This is a genomic window from Flagellimonas crocea, assembly GCF_033441595.1.
In the GTDB taxonomy this organism is placed as follows: domain Bacteria; phylum Bacteroidota; class Bacteroidia; order Flavobacteriales; family Flavobacteriaceae; genus Flagellimonas; species Flagellimonas crocea.
Map to the genome: position 1 here is coordinate 488,922 of NZ_JAUZVX010000004.1, position 20,034 is coordinate 508,955.

The window sequence follows — 20,034 nt, forward strand, 5'->3', positions numbered from 1 at the left end:
CCTTCTCTATCTTCGTTTTATTTTCTTTTCGTATTCGAAACACTGTGTTTAACTAAAGCTTTACCTTATATATATTGAAGGCTTGTGCAGGTATGGAAGCTTTCAACATATTGCCCTCAACAGATGCCGTACCTGTTTTTGGACTGATTTTAAAGGGGTCTTTAAACGAATTTTCAGCCTCCAAATCGTCCATGGCCATGGTCAGCACCTCAACACTTTCTTGAGTAGTACCACCTTCCATTATGATGGAAAGGTTTTGTCCCACTTCTGATGTATTGACCACCTTTATAATCAATTCGTTTGTATTCGCATCTTTTGCTGCTGTGGCATAAAGTCCACCTTTTCCAATAATTTTTTCTCCATTCTCCGCAATCTTCAAAAGGTCGGTTCCGGGATTAGTGGAATACATTTTTTGTACTTGATAGTTGGGTGTCCCGAAGGATTCCAAATTATTGAACCAGATCATATCCGGTGTCCATTGCCAACCATCTGCATGGGCCATCAAAGGGGCATACGATGTTAAATGAACCACTTCGGCATTTCTCTCCAAGCCCGTCATAAATGCTGCTTCGGATAATGCTGCATTCCAGTTGTTCTTGTTATCGGGGCTCGCTGTGGCTACGGTTTGGGCTGCGTACTCCCCTGCGAACACTTTGGGTCCGTTTCTATCATAACTGTCATAACGGTCCGCATTTTCGCGGAACCATTTTGGCGGCTTGTAGTAGTGCTCGTCAACAATTTCGGCGTTCACTTGCTTAAGCTGCTCCCAACCGTATTCAAAATAATCACCTTCTGGGAAAGGTCCGCTACCTGAAACTATGATGATTTCCGGATATTTGGACTTGATGGCTTCCTCGAACACTTTATACCTTTCGATGTAAGCTGGTCCCCATTGTTCATTTCCTATTCCGATATATTTCATATTGAAAGGCTCTGGGTGACCCATATCGACACGTACCCGACCCCAAGCGGTATCGGCATTTCCATTCGCAAATTCAATCAAATCCAAGGCATCTTGCACATAAGGGTCCAATTCGTCCATGGGCACCAATTCCCCTGTATTAAACTGGCAAGCGATACCACATCCCAAAATGGGAAGGGGCTCTGCTCCCATATCCTCGGACAATTGAAAATATTCAAAGAATCCCAATCCAAAACTTTGATAGTAATCTGGTGTTGGTCGGTGGGCAAACTCGGTATTCCAACGGTTTACCAAAATTTCCCTATCCGCTATATCGCCAACGGTTTTTTTCCATTGGTATCTTCTGGCCAAGGTTCTGCCTTCTACAATGCATCCACCAGGAAAACGAAGGAATCCAGGATTGAGATCATCCAACAGTTGAACTAAGTCTTTGCGAAGTCCCTTTTTTCGGCCTTTCCAGGTATCTTGTGGGAAAAGGGAAATCATGTCCAAATCAATTTCACCTTCTCCTTCGAAAGTAATTTTGACCTTGGCTTTCATTTCTGATGCACTTGCGGTAAAAGTAGACTCGTAAGTTTTCCAAGAATCGCTATCCGGACTAATTGAAGTCTCTCCCAAAACATTATCAAGGGAATCAATCACTTGAAGTTTAATTTTTTGGATATTACCAGAACGTTTAGCGGCTTCTATCGAGAAATCATATTGAGCTCCTTCTTTAACCCCCATGCCTCGGAAGCCTTCATTGATCAAAACATAGCCTTCGTCATTCTTGACCTCTACACGGGCAAAATTGTGGTTGGCCCCTTCTTCGGCATATTTGATGACGGAAAGGAATCCCGACTCATTATTATAGGAATGTCTGTCACTATTGGGTTCCATCCAACCTGTTTTGGGCAAAGTGAACTCAAATGAACGGTTCTTGATCATTTCGGCATACAATCCTCCATCTGCTGCAAAATTGATGTCTTCAAAAAAGATTCCGTACATGGTAGGCTGAATTTTTATGCCCGTATCTTCCAGGTTCACCACCAATTCTCTGTCCGTTTCAGCTTCTATGTCATCAACTTTGGTTTCCTCTTGGTTCTTACAGCTGTAAAAACCCGTAACCGCAAGGAATGCCAAAAGCGATGTTCTTGTCTGCATTTTTATGTTGTTCAGTTTGTACATTTATTAATTTTCCTCTGCAGGCAACCACACCTTCATTTTACCAATACCTCGATTGGACCATGCGTAATAGGGTATGGCGGTTAATCTTTCGTTTGATATGGTTTTGACGCCTCCCAATAATTCGGGCTGCATTTCCACCTTGAATTCTTCATTGGCAGTGAGTCGGATATCATCAAAAGTGCTTTTATTGTCAATTTCCTCTACCGCATAAACGATAGGACCATACTCAAGGGACATTTTCCCCAGGTCCTCTTCGACTTCTGGATTGGCCTTCACTTTTCTTACGGACATTGGGAACTCCAGTTCCACCTGATCCCCAGATTTCCATGTTCTGGTCAGCGTGAAGTAGCCATTATCAGCGACCACATCAATCTCCTCCCCATTTAAACTGAGCTTATTGCTTGCTTCATCTTTGGAAACATATTGATACAAATCTCCAGGCAAAACGGTATTCCTGGACCAGCCAGGTATCCTGAACTTTATGGTAAATTCTCCTTCCACCTCTGGTTCTACAGTGAATTTAACTTTCCCGTCCCATGGGTACGACGTGTCTTGAGTGACCATTATATCTTGATCCTGCAATTCCACCTTTGCCTCATTGCTCGCGTATAGATTCGTATAAAGGGTATTGCCCGTTTTGGAATAGATAAGCCCTGGCATGGCGGGAATAAAACGGATTACATTGGTAGGACAGCAAGAGCAATCGAACCAATCCTTTCGGGTGCATGCTCCTTGGTTGAATTTGTAAACGCCGTCGGACTCCAGAGCGTTGGGATAAAAGAACTGTTGTCCATCCAAAGACAACCCAGAAATCAACCCGTTGTACAATGTTCTTTCAATAACATCAAAGTATTTTACATCCCCCGTGAGGTTGTGCAACCTATGGTTCCAGTATACATCACCGATAGATGCACATGTTTCGTTGTAGGCCGTTAGGTTGGGCAGCTCATAATTTTCACCAAATGCCTCGCCATCATGTTTGGCCCCAATACCTCCCGTGATGTACATTTTTTTGTTGACCATGTTTTCCCAAAGTGCATTTACTGCATCCAAGTAGGCGGTATCTTTTTGAATAGCGGCAATATCCGTCATGGCAGCGTACATATAAACCGCTCTTACGGCATGCCCTACCACTTCGTCCTGTGCCACAACGGGCAGGTGATCTTGGGAATAAGGACCAAAAAGCTCATGGTTTTCTGGATTGCCCCTATTATCCAAAAAGTATTTGGAAAGTTTTAGATAATCCTCTTTTCCTGTAATCTGATACAGTTTGATGAGCCCCGTTTCTATAATCTGATGTCCGGGGACAGCAGTGATTTTTCCTTCTCCATCGCCAAAGGTCTTTACCATTAAATCGGCATTTTTGATGGCGATGTCCAAAAAGTTTCGCTTTCCGGTTGCTTCGTAATGCACAGCTGCGGCTTCATACAAATGTCCTGCGTTATACAGCTCGTGGCTCGCAGCCAGGGACTCCCAACGTTCCCCTTTGTCAACATTTACCCAATTGGCGGGCGGTTTGGCGGGGTCAATGGTTCGCCATGTGGTCAAATAACCATCCGCTTCCTGCCCTACCTTTATAATGGAGACCAACGAATCGACCAATTTTTCCAATTTGGGATTGGGAGCACTGATGAGTGAGTTGGAAGCTCCCTCAATTATTTTGTAGACATCGGTATCATCAAACGGCATGGCACCTTTTACCTCGCCTTCCATTTCTCCCCCTGCAATCAAAAAATTGTCAAAACGACCTTCTTCCTGGCATTTGGCCAAAGCATATTCTATCGTTTTTTCCTGAACTCGCTGTATGATCGGCAACCAAAACTCATCGTTAAGCTTTACATTCTGTATGTTCACAGACTCAATGGGATAGTCCGGTGATTCACCAGCCATGTTTTCATCGCTTGCCTGATTTTTGGAATCTTCCTTGCAGGATATGGTCAACAAAAGAAGACCTGCTAATGTAAATAAAAGTTTTTTCATATTCTCTTAACTTCCCTGCAAGACTATAAGTGAATGTGCGGGGATGGTGATAGAAATTTTCCCTTTTTTCAATTTGGCATATTTAAATTCTTTCGGTGTTACCTTTTCGGGATTGTCAAAGGAATTATGATCTTGAAGCTTTTCCGATGTTAAAATATTTCCTTCAATCTTTTTGATGTCCAATGTGGAAATGTCCACCTCTACCTCAACATCCTTTTCTGGGTCAATGTTGACCAAAGAAATATGAACTTTCCCTGCGTCATCCTTTGAGGCAGATACGGATACTACGGGAAGTCCTCTATACTCCATATTATCTTCGACTTTGGATGGCAACAGTTTTGCATCATGGTGCACTTTGTACATGTGCATGACATGGTAGGTAGGCGTTTTGATCATTTTCTCTTCATCGGTGAGTATCACTGCCTGTAGCACATTGACCATTTGCGCCAAGTTGGCCATTTTGACCCTTCGTGCATGATTATTGAATGTATTGAGCACCGTGCCCGCAATCATAACATCACGGATGGTATTCTGTTGGAAAAGCACCCCGTTTGCTACTTCTGGTTCGGCATCGTACCACCCTCCCCATTCGTCGACAAAAAGGTCTACCTTGCCATCAGGGTCGTACTTATCCATGATTTCGATATGATTGGTCACATATTCTTCCATGTTCAGCGCCTGTTCCATTGTTTTAAAATATATCTCTTCATCAAAATTGACCGACGGGCCTTTATCGTTCCAATCGAACACAGCATAATCGTGCAGCGCAACGGCCTCCATCAATTCGTGAGGTACATTTTTCATCAAGGTTTCGGTCCAATGATAATCGTCTTCCGACGCTCCGGATGCAATCCTATACACTTCGGTCTCTCCGGACCAACCGGGCATAAAAGTGGCATATTGACGGTAAATATCTGCGTAATACTCCGCGGTCATGTTTCCGCCACAACCCCATGTTTCGTTGCCCACGCCCCAATATTTGACCTTCCAAGGTTCTTCCCTTCCATTTTCACGTCGCCAGTCGGCCATTGGACTAATTCCGTCATGATTGGTATACTGTACCCAATCGATCAACTCCTGCACGGTTCCACTACCCACATTGGCCGAGAGATAGGGCTCTGCTTCGAGCACTTCGCAAAGATTTAAAAAGTTATGGGTACCAAAGCTGTTATCCTCTGTGGTCCCGCCCCACCAACGGTTTACAATCGTAGGCCGATCTTCTTGTGGACCTACTCCGTCCTTCCAATGGTAAGTATCAGCAAAACAGCCGCCAGGCCATCTTAGGTTGGGTATGTCCAGCTCCTTTAGGGCCTCGATAATGTCGTTTCGGACACCTTCGGTATTGGGAATGATCTTATTTTCTTCCCCAACGTAGAGTCCTTCATAAATACAACGTCCAAGATGCTCTGCAAAATGGCCGTAAATATGTTTACTGACAATGGGTGCGTCGGCTTCTTCGGCCACGTTCACTTTGACTTTTTCTTGCGCAATGCTCGCCTTTGTGCATAAAAGGACGGTTGCAATTGCGGCATACTTAAAAATTTTCATGTGCATGAGATTTGATACTGTTCTAATTTTGACGCCAGAACCAACAACATTCCAACGTTTTATGTTATAGATTAACACCCATTGGGCCTTTTCTACAAGTGTTTTTTTTACATTTATAAAATAACGAAAGTTTTTTGGTTAAAGCAAAAAAAATCATCGCCAGAGAACAACCTCCGAGAATGATATTATTAAGAATTGTTCATACTTTTGTTCCAAACCAATGACCCCTTAACAGGATGGAGGAAGACGTAAGCATATCGAAAGATCTTAATATGCATCTTAATTTTTACCAGAAAGAAGATCAGGTTTTACTGGCGGTGGACTGTATCATCTTTGGATTCGATAAAAAAAATCTTAAGATATTATTGGTCAAAAGAAACTTTGAGCCGGAGAAAGGAAAGTGGTCATTGATTGGAGGGTTCCTTAAAAAAAATGAAGATCTTGATGAAGCTGCGGTTCGCGTCTTAGAAACGCTCACAGGCTTGAACGATATTTATTTGGAACAACTTTTCACATATAGTAAAGTGGATAGAGATCCTGGACAACGAACCATTTCCGTTGCGTACTATGCGCTGATCAACGTGGATAGCCACCATTTTGATGGAATACAAATAGATTCGGCCCAATGGTTTGACATAAAAAAAGCTCCTCCCTTAATTTTTGACCACAACGAAATGGTCACCAAGGCCATAGCACGATTACGAAGACGAGCCCTGACCAAACCCATCGGTTTTGAACTTTTACCCGAAAAATTCACGATGCGACAGCTTCAGAACCTTTATGAATCGATTTTGGACAAAAAATTGGACAAACGAAACTTTATCAATAAAGTCAACTCATTGGACATTCTGGTAAAGACTGATGAAAAGGACATGAGTGTTTCCCGAAAAGGTGCCTATCTCTATATTTTTGATAAAGAGAAGTATGCGAAAAAGGTCGAGGAAGACGGGTTTATATTCAAATTATAAACCCGCTGTCTGTTTCCTCTTGATTGGTTTTGGGGGACTACCTTATTTAAAATCGGTGGAAAACTTCCACTTTGTCTTATAGTTTTTATCCAAGGGAAAGTCCTGCAACAGGGCCCGTAATATTTCTATCGGCATTCTTCCTTCCAACATTACACGGTCATGAAACTGCTTCTCCGTCCAGCCTTTTTCCAACATTTCGTTTCTAAGTGCATAAAATTGCAAGCCGCCCATCATGTAGGCCAGCTGGTACAGCGGCGGGTAACTGGTGGTAAAAGACCTCCTAACTTCTGCTTCTGCATTGGCATATTCGTGTCCTACTTCGTCCACCAAAAGATCAATACATTCTTGAGGAGTCATTTCCCCTAAATGGAACTTGAGCGAGAATATGATCCGTGCACAGCGATGGATCCTCCAGAAAAGCATGCCTAGTTTTTGCTCGGGCGTCTGCGGAAAATCCTTGTTCCAAAGAATGATTTCCCAATATAGCGCCCAACCCTCGGTCCAAAAAGGATTGTAAAAAGGTCTTCTATAACTTTTATGACGACTGGTCATAAAATATTGAAGATTATGCCCAGGAAGCAATTCGTGCTGTACCGTTGGGAAGGAGAAATTCGGGTTATTGCCCCTCATGCTCATCAATTTATCATCGTGGTCCATTTCCATGGTCGGGTAAGAGATGATGATATCCCTTCCTCCTAAAAAGAACGGACTTACTTTCTGTCGTTCTGGGCTCATCATTTTCATGCCCCAGGTCTCCTTGGCCAATTCGGGCAAGGTGATCAAATCCCTTTCCTCGATAAAATCCACGGAATGGGAATAGAGGTCCATAATGGCCTGCGGCTGTTCTCCTGCAGGAACGTAGGTGTTCTTTACATGCTCCAACGCTTTTTTCCAGTCATCGCCATAGCCCAATTCCCGAGAAGCTTTGATCATTTCATTTTTGCACCATTCAAATTGTGCTTCTGCCGTTTTGATGAGTTCGTCGGGGGTGTAGGGAATAAATTCCAGCGCCAAGCTTTCCTTAAGCGCTTCTTCTCCAATGGGCTTTCCAATAATTCCGCTGCCATCGTCCTTAACACTGCCTTCCGAATAATTTTCCTTTAGGAACTCGGCGTAGGCCGTCAGTTTTTCATTTAGTTTCTTATACGGTTGTTCTACCCACCAAGTAAAATCTGGGTCGTATCCATAGTAAAAATTATAGGCTTCTTCCAATCCTTTTTGGAACGAAACAACAGTTTCGGAAGCTTTATCGGCAGTCTGCCAATCCTTAAAAGGTTTGCTTTTCCATGACTCCATTTCCGAATCAATTGTGGTAGCAGCATCCTGAAGTGTCTGTGCCAATTGTTTGGCATCTGGCTTTTTACCTCTTCGGCGCTCTTTTATAAACGGAAAGATATCCTCAGCAAAGTTGCTTACCTCGGCAACTTCCTTGAATTCCGCATAATCCTGGTCCAAAAAATAGGCCCTTTTGGCCATCAAACTTTTCAGAAGCACATAATCCACCTTGCCCTGTTGGGATAAAGAGGAGAAATCAATCTCCGACATTTTTTTCTCCCAATCCGAATAGAATTTGGTGAACCGTTGATAGTACTCCTCGGATTCGTCAATGATGTAGGTTCGCTCGAGAGCCCAGTTATCCGCTTCAAACTCCGTTACCAAATCGGCCAGCTTACTGGTCTGCGCTGTCGCCAACGAGCCCATCAAAGCCACTATGATGATTGTTACTTGCTTAAAACCCATGTTGTTTTTATTTAGTTTGATACTACCTCAAGGCAGCGATTGATTATTCCAATGTAACATCCAGATAAACGGAGTGACGCCCATACGTTTCATAAAACGGTTTAAACGCTATGCCATCTATAGTAAAATTCAATGTTTCGGGGTCACCTTCAATGGTCTTTGCCAAATCCTTCGCATTCAAATTGATTTTTCTCCAATCATTTCGTTCTTCATCTTCTTGTGCCGCCAACAAAATGGGGCCGTAAAAAAGACTGGCTATATTTTGCTGATCCATTATAGGGTCCAAATGAAACTGGAACGGCAGCTTCAACTCTACCACATCTCCGTTTTCCCATTGACGACCAATCGTCATGTAGGTACCTGGCACCGCATCCACTTTTTCTATTGTCCCATTAATTCTTACAGAAACGCCTTGGGTCGCCCATTGTGGCACCCGTATGTTCAAGTCAAATGTACCCTTGCCTTCCACAATTAATTGGGTATGATCCGCGTTGGGAAAATCGGTTTCTTGACGTAGGATGATATCTTTATCGGTCCATTTTAAAGTTGAAGGAACAAAGAGGTTTACATATAACTCACCATCATCCTTGCTTTTAAAATAAATGGAGTTTTGAAGCTTTGTGCTGCTTTCCAATGCTGTGCCGTTGCAACAGGTAAAACCAGTCATATCAGGATTGCCAAACTGTTTTACAGAAGCTGGCCGTAACGGTACATGATAAGTGTTCGCGGGACTATCCTTGGCCACGGAAGCCAATATATGATTGTACAGTCCGCGCTCGTAATAGTCCATAAATTCCGTTCGCTGATCAAAGAGAAATAGATTTCTGGTCAGCTTCAGCATATTGTAGGAAGCACAGGTTTCATTCTGCCCGCCCGATGAAAATCCATTTTCGTACAAGGAGGCAGGCTCCCCTATGAAGCATTCGGGATTGGTCGGGTTTCTGGCACCTGCCACTCCACCAATGCTGTACATATAATCATTCTTGACCTTGTACCAAAAATTATCAGCGACCTGATAGTATTCAGGTATTTTTGAATCCCGATATATTTCGAGGGCACCCATAACTTGTGGAATATGTTGATTGGCATGTAGTCCACGAAAAGTGTCCACATTTTTGGCCAAACCATGTGAGTGTTCGGCATCGCCAAAAAACATTTTGATATTGTCGAACAGCTGGGCAACTTCCAAATAGCGGGGTTCATCGGTAACTCTGTCCAAACGGGCCATTACTTCGTTCATACCGCCAAATTCGCCAGCGATATAGGTGTTCCACATCGAAATTAGGGTATCGGTAGGCAATTGGCTCAGCCTTGCATATACCCAATCGCCCATGCCTTTTGCAATTTGAAGTGCTTTTTTATTCCCGCTTACCTCGTAAACATCCAGTAAACCAGCAAGTATTTTGTGCAACGTATAGTATGGCGCCCAAACTTGGGTAGGTTTGGTACCGTAGATCGCTCCTTTTTCCAGCATGATAAATTGATCGGGGGGATAAGCGCTGATAAAACCCTTGCCCCAATTCCAATAATCCGTTCGGATGCCATTTTCGCTCAAATCAGAATCGTAAGTTGATTTTCCAGGCCCAGGAGGTACTTGGGTAGGGTCTTCTACAAACTCACTTCCGTTTTTTGCAGGACGACCAGATAGTTGTGAAAGTTCATAGAGTACTTCCACCATATAATTCATTTTCTCGGCAAAGTTTGCCTGCAAAGTATCATCGTGACCTGTACTGGCATAGGCTTGGGCAATGGCGCTCAGGTAATGTCCCGTAGCATGTCCTCTTAATTTGGTCTCTTGACTGTCCCAAACCCCTAAAGGCTGAGCTCCATCGGGCTGTTCTTGCCCAAAGGCATTTCGAAACATATATAGGAAGGAGTCTGGGTTGGTTGTCGCAAGGGTTTTGATGAATTTATCCCGATGCTCTATGAATTTTGTTGGTTCCCCTTTGGTGTTTCTGTTCAAAGTTACCTCGTCAAGATGAAAAACTTCCAATGTTCGTTCGGGGGCATTTTGTACCGCTTTAGGTTTTACCATCACTTTGGCCTTAGGTTGGAACTTGGTTCCCTTCACTTTTCCAGTGATGACATATTCGCCTTCTTGCAAAACTTCTTTGTTATCCTTCGGGGCTGGCCAAATCACTCTTACTTTTTCCGCTTTGATTCCATCGGTAAAGGTTGCCTTCACATATCTGGGCAATCTGGGCAAAGAACCTACTTCCGTTTCGACTTCAATATCGGCAACATTAATCAGGTATTTGTTGAATAGCTGAGGAGTGTCTGGATCAAATATGGGAAGCGCATCTTCCTCGCCACTTTGCGCCTGCATCAAGTTTGCGGAGAAAAAGAACAACAACAGTGTCGCTATGATTGCTTTCATCGGTTTCATACGGATTATCTCAAGAGTATAGGCATCAATTCACCCAAAACCTATTTTTCTGATACTTTTCTACAACACTTGAAAACCATGTGCGTAGGGGTCATCATCATCTATTATAATATTGTTATAGCCAATTACCTGTGCCCAACCTTGAATGCTGGGAACTATGGCCTGCTTTCCATCCAAAGTGGTCTCCTTCTCAACTTTACCCACAAATTTGCTGCCGATAAAGCTTTCGTGCACGTAAGGAACTCCAACACCTAATTTTCCTTTGGCATGTAGTTGTGCCATACGCGCCGAGGTTCCTGTGCCACAAGGGGAACGGTCTATGGCCTTGTCGCCATAAAAAACGGCGTTCCTGCCCGATGAGGAAGCATCCAAAGGATTGCCCGTCCACATCATGTGGCTTACATCCCTAATCGTTGGATTCTCGGGATGCACGAACATATCCGGATATTTTTCATTGATCAAACTACGCACGGTTTGTGAATATTGAATGATCTGACTCGCCGTATAATCCTGCAATCCCGTAAAGTTCTGCTGAGGATCTACGATGGCATAGTAATTTCCACCGTAGGCCACATCAAAAACTATTTCTCCCAACCCTGGACATTCCACTGTCAGGTTTTCGGCCGCCAAATAGGATTTTACGTTCACCAGTTGTACCCATTCCACCTTTTTTCCCGTCAACTGATACTCTATTTCCACCAGTCCCGCGGGTGCCTCCATTCTGATTTTGCCAGGAGTTTTCGGCACAATCAATCCTTCTTCAATCGCTACGGTAATGGTTCCGATGGTGCCATGTCCACACATGGGCAAACAACCCGATGTTTCTATAAATAGAATGGCAAAATCATTTTCTGGACTGTGCGGGGCCATCAAAATGCTACCGCTCATCATATCGTGCCCTCGGGGTTCAAACATCAATCCCCTTCGGATCCAATCATACTCTTTTAAAAAATGTTGACGCTTCTCGCTCATATCCTTGCCCATCAAATTAGGGCCTCCTCCTGCTACGACCCTCACAGGGTTTCCGCAAGTATGTGCGTCCACACAAAAAAATGTTTTTCTGGCCACTCGCTATTTTTTTAGATGGTCTGGTAACAGTTCTGCTGGAAAAGATTGATAGCTGATAGGCCTCACCCAACGTTTTATGGAGTGAATCCCCACAGCGGTAAATCTTGAATCGGTGGATGCGGGATAAGGTCCACCATGCTGCATGGATGCACATACTTCCACACCCGTGGGAACTCCATTGTAAATAATCCTTCCTACCCTGTTTTGCAATGCTTCCACAATTTCCTCCAAGTTGGCGCCGTCACCTTTCTCCGCAATCAACGTGCCTGTCAATTGTCCTTCCAAACCTTCGATAATCTGAAGGAGTTCTGCTTCATCCTCACATTGGACCACCATGGAAAACGGGCCAAAAACTTCCTGATGCATTTTAGGATTTTTCAAAAACTCCTTCCCTGCAACTGTAGCGATTATCGATGCAGCTTCATTTGCGCTTAGATTTCCGTCATATTTGCCCACGACCTCGACCCCATCCTGAGAAATAACACCCTCTCCTTTGGACTCGTATCCTTTTTTAATATTAGGATGCAGCATGGTCTGTGCATCGATGGCTATCGTTTCTTTGGCCAATTCCTGAATAAAGGCATTGGTATCCTTGCTCTTAACGGTTAACAAAAGTCCTGGATTGGTACAAAACTGTCCTGTACCCAAAGTGATGGAACCTGCATAAGTCTTTGCCAGTTCACTTCCCCTTTTGGAAATGGCATCTGCCGTCATGATAACAGGATTGATGCTTCCCATTTCCGCAAAAACAGGTATTGGCTCTTCGCGTTTGGCCGCCAAGTCAAAAAGTGCTCTTCCCCCGCCAATGCTGCCTGTAAAACCAACTGCCTTTATTTTTGGATGGCTCACCAGATCGATTCCTGTTTGAGTGCCTCCGTTTACACTTGAAAACACACCTTTGGGCATTCCTGTTTTATCCGCAGCCCTAACAACGGCCGAAGCCACCAGTTCATTGGTACCTGCATGCATAGGGTGTGCCTTGACCACAACGGGGCATCCCGCAGCAAACGCACTTGCGGTATCGCCACCTGCAGTGGAATACGCAAACGGAAAATTACTGGCCCCAAAAACGGCCACAGGGCCCAAGGGTATCATTGTTTTTCTTAAATCGGGTTTGGGCTGTGGTTTTCTATCGGGTTGCGCGGCATCAAAGGTGTTTTCGCGCCAATCGTCGGTCTCAACCAGCTCTGCAAAGGAGCGTAACTGAAAAATGGTTCTTCCACGTTCCCCGATGGCCCTACCTTCGGGCAGGCCAGATTCCAACATAAAGGTGTCGATCAATTCTTGATCCAGAGCCAAGATTTCATCGGCAATGGTATTTAAAAATTCTGCCCTTTGTTTTCCTGGAATCTTTCGGAAGGTTTTAAAAGCCTCCCAGGCCAATTCGGCCGCACTATCTATTTCATCTTTCGTTGCTTCAATGAAAACCGTTGGGTTTTCCACATTCTCTTTTGGATCTACTGTTTTGAACTCCACAGATCCATCCGCCTTAAATTGTCCTCCAATACAGTTTTTCCCTGTAATCATACTACACTATTTATATTTTTATATTCTGGAAGTTCGGGTCTATTCTTCATTGCGGTCTCTATCACTTTTAAAACCCGTTCTCTTTCCGCCCCTTGCAAGGGCAATCTTGGAGCTCGGACATATTCGGTTCCGATTCCCGTTGCCACCTCGGCCAACTTTATATTTTGAACCAATTGTGGGCTAATGTCCAGTTCCAACAATGGCATGAACCATCGGTATATCTTGAGCGCTTCCTGAATTTTTCCTGCTTTTACCAATTCGTAAATCGCCACAGTTTCGGCAGGATAAGCACAAACCAATCCTGCTACCCAACCTACAGCTCCGATCACCAAGCTTTCCAAGCCCAAGGTATCTACTCCCGTGAAAACTTTAAGCCTATCCCCAAACTTATTTTGGATTCGGATGACGTTGGTTATATCCCTGGTGGATTCCTTGATGGCCTCTATGTTTTCACATTCGATCAATTCTTCCAACATTTCCAAGGTAATCTCAATTTTATAGTCCACAGGATTATTGTAGAGCATAATGGGCAGCGAAGTGCTGTTCGCCACGGCCTTAAAATAAGCAACGGTTTCGTAATCTGTGGCTTTATAGCGCATCGGCGGTAAAAGCATTAACCCCTGTGCGCCCACTTTTTCGGCTTTTTGGGCCGCCTCAATGGCACCTTTGGTGCTTTGCTCGGCCACATTCATTATTATTGGAATTTTTCCATCGGCCAATTCTAGGGACTTTTTTATCAAAATCTCCTTTTCCTCTTGCTCCAAGGTGCTCGCTTCTCCCAAGGTTCCCCCGAGAATTATTCCGTGCACCCCAGCATCGATCTGCGCCTTGATGTTCTTTTCGAACATGGCCAGGTCCAAAGTATCATCACTTGTAAACTTCGTAGTTACAGCAGGCATTACGCCTTCCCATTTTACCATAGTCTTCTTAAATTATTTCTATCTAAAATTACAAAGCTGACCACATTATCTTTTATATCATTATTAGCTTATTATTATACTATATTACCCTAATTTAGCCATAATATAGGTTTTTGAAATAATTTAGGCTCATTCATGAAAGTTCTTCCCTTTAAAATACCCAAACCCAAGAACGAGGCACTTGTTTATCAAATTGACAGGGAACAGGTGTTTTATGACCAGTTGCACCAGCATGGGGAAATTCAGATCAGCTATGTGGAAAAGGGAGCGGGTTCGCTTATTGTTGGGGACAGCATCAACGATTACAAAGCTGGCGACATTTTGGTCATTGGAAGTTTTATTCCCCACGTGTTCCGTAGCGACACTCGGATCAAGGAAGAATCTTTGATGCATACCCTTTTTTTTGATCAAGATTCCTTTGGAAAGGATTTTTTTCAGCTTACCGACCTATCATCAACCCAAAATTTCTTTAAAAAATCGGTATTCGGGATGCGCATCCTATCACGAAAAAGCAAAATTATCCCACTGTTCAAGGCACTGGCGCATCAAAATAAAGTGGAACAAATCGCGTCGTTGTTAATGATCATCAACCAAATCAACAAGTCCAAAACAACAGCGCTTTCGGCTTTTGTTTACCGAAAATCGTTCACGGATGATGAGGGCAAACGAATGAGCCAGGTATACGACTATGCCATGGAAAAGTATCAAGACCCCATCTCCTTGGATGAAATAGCGGAAAAGGCCAACATGAGCAAAAATGCCTTCTGCAGGTATTTTAAAAAACGGACCAACAAGACTTTCTTTCAGTTTTTGATAGAGATACGGATTGAGAACGCTTGCAAAATCCTTTTAAAAAACCCCGAGCTATCCGTTGCCGCTATTGCGGAACAGTGTGGGTTCAACAATATTGCCAATTTTAACCGCAAGTTCAGGGCGTTTAAAAATTGCACTCCGACCCAGTACCGCAATAAATTTTAAAGCAAATGCAGTTGGGCCTTGGATGCTGAAAACATAATCCATAATTTCAATACTTATTCTGATTTAGCAGTTTGTACACCATCATCGACATAGAGACTACGGGAAACGGAATCAAAGGCAACAAGATTACCGAGATTTCCATTTTTAAATATGATGGCGAACAGATCGTGGACGAGTTTACGTCCTTGGTCAACCCTGAAAGTCCCATTCCCTATTTTATTACAGGACTTACGGGAATCGATGATCACATGGTGAAAAATGCACCAACATTTAAGGAGATTGCCCAGAACGTTTTACGCATTACCGAGGGATGCATTTTTGTGGCCCACTCTGTTAATTTTGATTATGGGGTCATTAAAGAAGAGTTCCGACAGATCGGGGTGGATTTCATCCGTAAAAAACTTTGTACCGTACGTTTATCGCGAAAGTTGATACCTGGACTGCGCTCCTATAGTTTGGGCAAACTGTGTTCTGCGGTGAACATTCCTTTGGTGGACAGACACCGCGCCCGTGGAGATGCCCATGCCACGGTTCTACTGTTCGAAAAGCTTTTGGAAAATCCTGAATCGAAAGAGGTCTTTAAAAAGTTTTTGAATGCCCGAAGTCAAGAAGCCACCCTTCCTCCCCATTTGCCCAAAGCTGTTTTTGATAAGATTCCGCAGAAGCCTGGCATCTATTATTTTATGAACCAAAAAGGGGAAATTATTTATGTGGGCAAGGCCATCAACCTGAAAAAACGGGTGTTGGGGCATTTTTATGACAAGAGCCGCAAGGAGATTCAAATGTGCAATGAGACAGCCAATATCGATTTTAAACTGGCAGGCAGCGAACTGGTCGCTCTGTTGATGGAATCCGCAGAAATAAAAAGGTTGTTCCCGCCCTACAACCGTGCACAAAAAAGACCAGGCAAGCAATACGCCATTTTTGCCTACGAGGACCGAAATGGCATTACACACTTGGCCTACAACACGAGCAAAGGGGCTCCAAGTCCATTAAAAGTGTTCCATAATCAAACCGAATGTCGAGCATATCTGGAAGAAGTATGCAAAAGTTTTTCGCTATGTCCCAAGTATTGCCATTTGCAGCAAACAACCTCCGCCTGCTCCCATCATGAAATCAACACCTGCGAAGGAATTTGTAGGGGCGATGAGTCTCCCGAGGATTATAACCAAAAAGTGGACGAGGCCATAGCCCACATGAAAATGTTGTCGTCCGAAGTCAAAATCATTAAGGAAAAAGGCAGGGCCGAAAACGAAAGTGCCGTGGTTTTAATTGCGGACGGCATCTACAAAGGTTTTGGTTTTATAGATACGGAGATTCAAATATCCTCCGTTGACGATATTGAGGCCTTTATCACCCCGCAGAAACATACTTTGGAAACAGAAAGTATTCTTACCCAATATTTTTTGAAGCACAGCAAGAGTCAAGTGCTTGCTTCGTAAAAGCTATGCTTTAGGTGTAAGAACCACCTTAAATTCAGCTGAATCCTTCAACTTTTGAAAGCCTTGATGCAAATTGGACTGTTCCACGGCATAGGGATAAAAAGTAATCGGTTCAATACACACCATGTTCCGTACCTCCGTCCAGCACATAAAATTGCCAAAACCTTCGGTTTTTATGGTGATTTCCTTCTCATCTTTTAGTGTGATGGAAGTGCAGTCGGCTACTTGTAACGCTCGGCTGCCAACGGCCAATACCTCATCCAACGAAATCTCTTTGCCTTTTGCCAAAATTACTGGCGATTTTGAATGCAATTTAAACGCAGGATGATACCCCAACATAAACGGCATCCCTTCTTCTCCCGTAACTTTAAAATGAATTTCAAGGCCATCGTCCGTCAATAAAAAGGATTTCCCAAACCTAAAATCGTAGGGCCAGGAGAGGGCTTCCTCTGTGGATTTTTCAGGAAATTTGGAATTGGAAACCTCCGTCCCCGATGCATATCCCTTGACAAAAACAGCAGATGTTTCTGTTTGGCGCTCCAATTCGTAATCTATTTGGCGTAAAAGCCCATGCTGATCTTGAATCGCTTCGCCTTTAGGGGTTTTTACCCGAAAATCGGCCTCGTTAACGGGACCGATGATGGGAAACATTTCGGTATCCGCACTACCCCATCCAGGACTCCCCTTTTGGTGGATGAATTGGTGCCCGTTTACTTCATAGCCCACCAATTCTCCTTTATCAATCTTTACGAAAGTGTTATTTGTGCTAAGTGTAACCATTACTTGGTGTTTATCAATCTGTAGATGAGAATAGCCGTACGTTTGGTCAAGGCTTCAATAGTGTTCAGGTTAACGGTTTCTTGAGGCGTATGCGCATTGCTGCCCATAGTTCCCAGTCCGTCCAGTCCATCCACATATTCGGCAACGAACGAAACATCGGCAGCTCCCCTTCTCCCTGGGTCGTAGGCCAAGACTTCGCCCTGTTTTAAATCTAAACTCACCTCGTTCAGGGTTTCGAGCAAGGCAAGATTGCCTTCCGTGGGCTGCATGGCAGGATAACTATCCGTAAAACTGATGCTGGCCGAGGTTTGCGGTAGGTTATTGGCAACGATTTCCTTCATTTTTTCCCTAGCACGCTCCTTTTGCTCTTCGGAAATAAATCGAAGCCCTCCTTTTACCACGGCTTTTTGCGCGACCACATTGGTTTTTCCGAAAGCATCTCCCTTGCTGGTCAATTCATCAAAATTGACAAAGGTTCCTCCAAGCAAAACACCAGGGTTAAAGGTCAATAGGTCTTCACCCTTGACATCGGTATAAAATTGATGAAGGATTCGTGACATTTCAAAAATGGCGCCAGCACCTGTGCCTTCACTAAAAACACCAGAGGAATGGGCTCGTTTTCCCTCTACCTCAACCGCCCAACCAGAAGCACCTCTTCTGGCCACCGTAGCATAATTAAAACCTGTGGAGGTTTCAAAACCAAGAGCAATATCGCTTCGTTTCGCTGCATCGATCAGGTCTTTTCGACTTATGGACAAAGGTTTGCCCGTACTTTCTTCATCCCCTGTAAATGCCACAACAATCTGTGCATTCTCCAACAGTCCGTTCTCGGACAGTGCCTTTAAGGCGTACAGTACAATAACATCGCCACCTTTCATATCGTTGCCGCCTGGGGCGTGGGCAATACTATCGTTTACCATTTCAAATGTTTGAAACGGGCTGTCTTCTTCAAAAACGGTGTCCAAATGCCCGATCAGCAACAGCTTTTTCCCTTTGGTTCCCGTGGTTTCGGCAAAAAGGTGCCCTGCACGGTTCATTTCTGTGGGCATTTCTATCCATTTGGTCTCAAACCCTATATTGTCAAAGGCGTCCTTAAAAACCATGCCCACTTTTTTCACACCTTCGGCATTGAGGGTACCACTGTTAATGTTCACTACCTTTTCCAAAAAATCTATGGCTTCGGAATTGTTCTTTTCTATGGTAGAGACAATCTTTTTTTCTGTTCGGGAAAGTTTTTGCGCGGAAAGAGAAGCAACAAAAAGCAATGCAATAAGGGTCGAGGTAAATTGAATTTTCATGGTGGGTTATTTTGATGGACAAGTTATCAATTTAGAATGATAAACACCAAGTCGGGCAACATCTTCTACTCGAACTGGATGGCCTTTACGGGTGTAATCCTTGTGATGATGTACGATGGAATCAAAAGCATCAATAAACAAAGCAGCATCACCCCAACATTCAGCAATAGAACGGTAGGTGCATCCATATGCACTGGGATATAATCAATATAATATTCCTCGGGATTCGGGAACTTGAACATTCGGAATTTGTTCTGAAGGAAAATGACCCCAAGACCGATCAGGTTGCCCCAAAATAGTCCGATGGCGATCAAATAGGCCGCATTGTACAAAAACACTTTTCGTATGCTCCAATTGGCAGACCCCAACGCTTTCAAAATCCCGATCATTTGGGTGCGTTCCAAAATAAGGACCAGCAAGGCGGTGATCATATTGATGCCGCCAACAATGATCATAATGCCAATAATCAGGGCAATATTAAAATCAAACAGACCGATCCATTCAAAAATGCGAAAGTATTTGCTTTTGATGTTTTGGGTATCTAAAACGGAGAGTGTATTGTTGTAAATCTCGTTCGTCTTTTCATCGATCTGATCAAAATTGTCCAAAAACACCTCAAAGTTCCCGATTTCATCTTCTTCCCAACGGTTCATCAATTGAATATGACGAATGTCCACAAAAACGTAGGTTTCATCAAATTCTTCAAAACCGCTATCATAAATACCAACGATTTCGAACCTACGATTGTTCGGCGGTTTGGACGCATCGCCATCACGAAGAAAGAAGGAAAAGAAGCTATCGCCAACTTTCAACTGCAACCTATTTGCCATCAAACTGGATATGAGCACCTCTTCATTAAGGTCTCCGCTATAATTTGGCAATCGACCATCGACCAGATATTCCTCAAATGTGTTCCAGTCGTAGTCGGAGCCCACGCCCTTGGCCAACATTCCTTCGAAGGTATCGGCAGTTCGGATAATTCCACCTTTGGTGGCCACCGCTTGCACATGCCTTACGCCTGTTACGTTTTTGAATTCGGGATAAAAATCCTGATCAATGGAAACAGGTGTGAGGGAAACCTCGGAATTGTTATTGTCGAAACTGGAAATCTGGATATGCCCGTTAAAGGCGGCGACCTTTTCACGAATCTTGTTTTTAAGACCAATGCCCGTAGCAATGGCAATGAGCATCATCACCACCCCGATCGCAATGGCGGCGATGGCGATTTTTATTATCGGGGCGGAAATACTAATTTTATGTTCCTTCCCTGTAACAAGGCGTTTGGCAATAAATAATTCTAAATTCAACGA

14 protein-coding genes are annotated in these 20,034 nt (G+C 43.8%); 3 read left to right on the top strand and 11 right to left on the bottom strand.

What is annotated here, in order from left to right; all coding sequences use genetic code 11:
* Positions 1-52: 52 nt before the first annotated feature.
* From SD449_RS15520 to SD449_RS15530, 3 genes are read right to left on the bottom strand one after another with little or no spacing between them, the layout of a single operon-like run.
* On the bottom strand, positions 53-2,065 hold the full coding sequence (locus SD449_RS15520; RefSeq protein WP_318311827.1) for an alpha-L-arabinofuranosidase C-terminal domain-containing protein: 2,013 nt from the start codon (positions 2,063-2,065) through the stop codon (positions 53-55).
* Between the two features lie 27 nt (positions 2,066-2,092).
* Positions 2,093-4,069 (bottom strand): glycoside hydrolase family 127 protein, encoded by a 1,977-nt coding sequence (locus tag SD449_RS15525; protein ID WP_318311829.1) that lies wholly within the window; start codon positions 4,067-4,069, stop codon positions 2,093-2,095.
* A 6-nt stretch (positions 4,070-4,075) separates the two neighbouring features.
* The gene (locus SD449_RS15530) at positions 4,076-5,623 is read right to left on the bottom strand and encodes an alpha-N-arabinofuranosidase (RefSeq protein ID WP_404828064.1); all 1,548 of its coding nucleotides are present in this window, start codon (positions 5,621-5,623) and stop codon (positions 4,076-4,078) included.
* A 266-nt stretch (positions 5,624-5,889) separates the two neighbouring features.
* Here SD449_RS15530 and SD449_RS15535 point away from each other — a divergent pair, with 266 nt between their 5' ends.
* Entirely contained in the window at positions 5,890-6,585 is a 696-nt protein-coding gene (locus SD449_RS15535) for an NUDIX hydrolase (RefSeq protein WP_318311832.1), read from the top strand.
* A 42-nt stretch (positions 6,586-6,627) separates the two neighbouring features.
* Here the strand turns inward: SD449_RS15535 and SD449_RS15540 are convergent, their stop codons facing one another.
* The 5 genes from SD449_RS15540 to SD449_RS15560 form a co-directional block, all read right to left on the bottom strand.
* Entirely contained in the window at positions 6,628-8,325 is a 1,698-nt protein-coding gene (locus tag SD449_RS15540; RefSeq protein WP_318311833.1) for a DUF885 family protein, read from the bottom strand.
* Positions 8,326-8,368: 43 nt separating this feature from the next.
* Positions 8,369-10,702 carry a beta-L-arabinofuranosidase domain-containing protein gene (locus tag SD449_RS15545; protein WP_318311834.1) on the bottom strand — a complete coding sequence of 778 codons (2,334 nt, stop codon included), beginning with the start codon at positions 10,700-10,702 and terminating at the stop codon, positions 8,369-8,371.
* A 69-nt stretch (positions 10,703-10,771) separates the two neighbouring features.
* On the bottom strand, positions 10,772-11,779 hold the full coding sequence (locus tag SD449_RS15550) for a 4-hydroxyproline epimerase (protein ID WP_318311835.1): 1,008 nt from the start codon (positions 11,777-11,779) through the stop codon (positions 10,772-10,774).
* A 3-nt stretch (positions 11,780-11,782) separates the two neighbouring features.
* A complete protein-coding gene (locus SD449_RS15555; RefSeq protein WP_318311836.1) occupies positions 11,783-13,306 on the bottom strand; it encodes an aldehyde dehydrogenase (NADP(+)) in 1,524 nt (507 codons plus the stop codon).
* The gene (locus SD449_RS15560; RefSeq protein WP_318311837.1) at positions 13,303-14,226 is read right to left on the bottom strand and encodes a dihydrodipicolinate synthase family protein; all 924 of its coding nucleotides are present in this window, start codon (positions 14,224-14,226) and stop codon (positions 13,303-13,305) included. Before SD449_RS15560 ends, SD449_RS15555 begins: the two co-directional genes overlap by 4 nt.
* Positions 14,227-14,361: 135 nt before the next feature.
* Here SD449_RS15560 and SD449_RS15565 point away from each other — a divergent pair, with 135 nt between their 5' ends.
* Both SD449_RS15565 and SD449_RS15570 read left to right on the top strand, forming a co-directional pair.
* Positions 14,362-15,204, top strand: a complete 843-nt coding sequence (locus SD449_RS15565; RefSeq protein WP_318311839.1) for an AraC family transcriptional regulator — start codon at positions 14,362-14,364, stop codon at positions 15,202-15,204.
* 71 nt (positions 15,205-15,275) lie between these two features.
* On the top strand, positions 15,276-16,646 hold the full coding sequence (locus SD449_RS15570; RefSeq protein ID WP_318311840.1) for an exonuclease domain-containing protein: 1,371 nt from the start codon (positions 15,276-15,278) through the stop codon (positions 16,644-16,646).
* Between the two features lie 3 nt (positions 16,647-16,649).
* On the opposite strand, the gene SD449_RS15575 is transcribed toward SD449_RS15570, so the two are convergent.
* The 3 genes from SD449_RS15575 to SD449_RS15585 form a co-directional block, all read right to left on the bottom strand.
* Positions 16,650-17,426, bottom strand: a complete 777-nt coding sequence (locus tag SD449_RS15575) for an aldose epimerase family protein (protein WP_318311841.1) — start codon at positions 17,424-17,426, stop codon at positions 16,650-16,652.
* The gene (locus SD449_RS15580) at positions 17,426-18,724 is read right to left on the bottom strand and encodes a M20/M25/M40 family metallo-hydrolase (protein WP_318311843.1); all 1,299 of its coding nucleotides are present in this window, start codon (positions 18,722-18,724) and stop codon (positions 17,426-17,428) included. Before SD449_RS15580 ends, SD449_RS15575 begins: the two co-directional genes overlap by 1 nt.
* A 65-nt stretch (positions 18,725-18,789) precedes the next feature.
* Positions 18,790-20,031, bottom strand: coding sequence for an ABC transporter permease (locus SD449_RS15585; RefSeq protein ID WP_318311844.1), 1,242 nt, complete (start codon positions 20,029-20,031; stop codon positions 18,790-18,792).
* Positions 20,032-20,034 lie beyond the last annotated feature (3 nt).

Bases quoted from the DNA above. Each gene is read 5' to 3' on its own strand.
- SD449_RS15520 (WP_318311827.1), bottom strand. From the start codon at position 2,065: ATGCAGACAAGAACATCGCTTTTGGCATTCCTTGCGGTTACGGGTTTT.
- SD449_RS15525 (WP_318311829.1), bottom strand. From the start codon at position 4,069: ATGAAAAAACTTTTATTTACATTAGCAGGTCTTCTTTTGTTGACCATA.
- SD449_RS15530 (WP_404828064.1), bottom strand. From the start codon at position 5,623: ATGCACATGAAAATTTTTAAGTATGCCGCAATTGCAACCGTCCTTTTA.
- SD449_RS15535 (WP_318311832.1), top strand. From the start codon at position 5,890: ATGCATCTTAATTTTTACCAGAAAGAAGATCAGGTTTTACTGGCGGTG.
- SD449_RS15540 (WP_318311833.1), bottom strand. From the start codon at position 8,325: ATGGGTTTTAAGCAAGTAACAATCATCATAGTGGCTTTGATGGGCTCG.
- SD449_RS15545 (WP_318311834.1), bottom strand. From the start codon at position 10,702: ATGAAAGCAATCATAGCGACACTGTTGTTGTTCTTTTTCTCCGCAAAC.
- SD449_RS15555 (WP_318311836.1), bottom strand. From the start codon at position 13,306: ATGATTACAGGGAAAAACTGTATTGGAGGACAATTTAAGGCGGATGGA.
- SD449_RS15560 (WP_318311837.1), bottom strand. From the start codon at position 14,226: ATGGTAAAATGGGAAGGCGTAATGCCTGCTGTAACTACGAAGTTTACA.
- SD449_RS15565 (WP_318311839.1), top strand. From the start codon at position 14,362: ATGAAAGTTCTTCCCTTTAAAATACCCAAACCCAAGAACGAGGCACTT.
- SD449_RS15575 (WP_318311841.1), bottom strand. From the start codon at position 17,426: ATGGTTACACTTAGCACAAATAACACTTTCGTAAAGATTGATAAAGGA.
- SD449_RS15580 (WP_318311843.1), bottom strand. From the start codon at position 18,724: ATGAAAATTCAATTTACCTCGACCCTTATTGCATTGCTTTTTGTTGCT.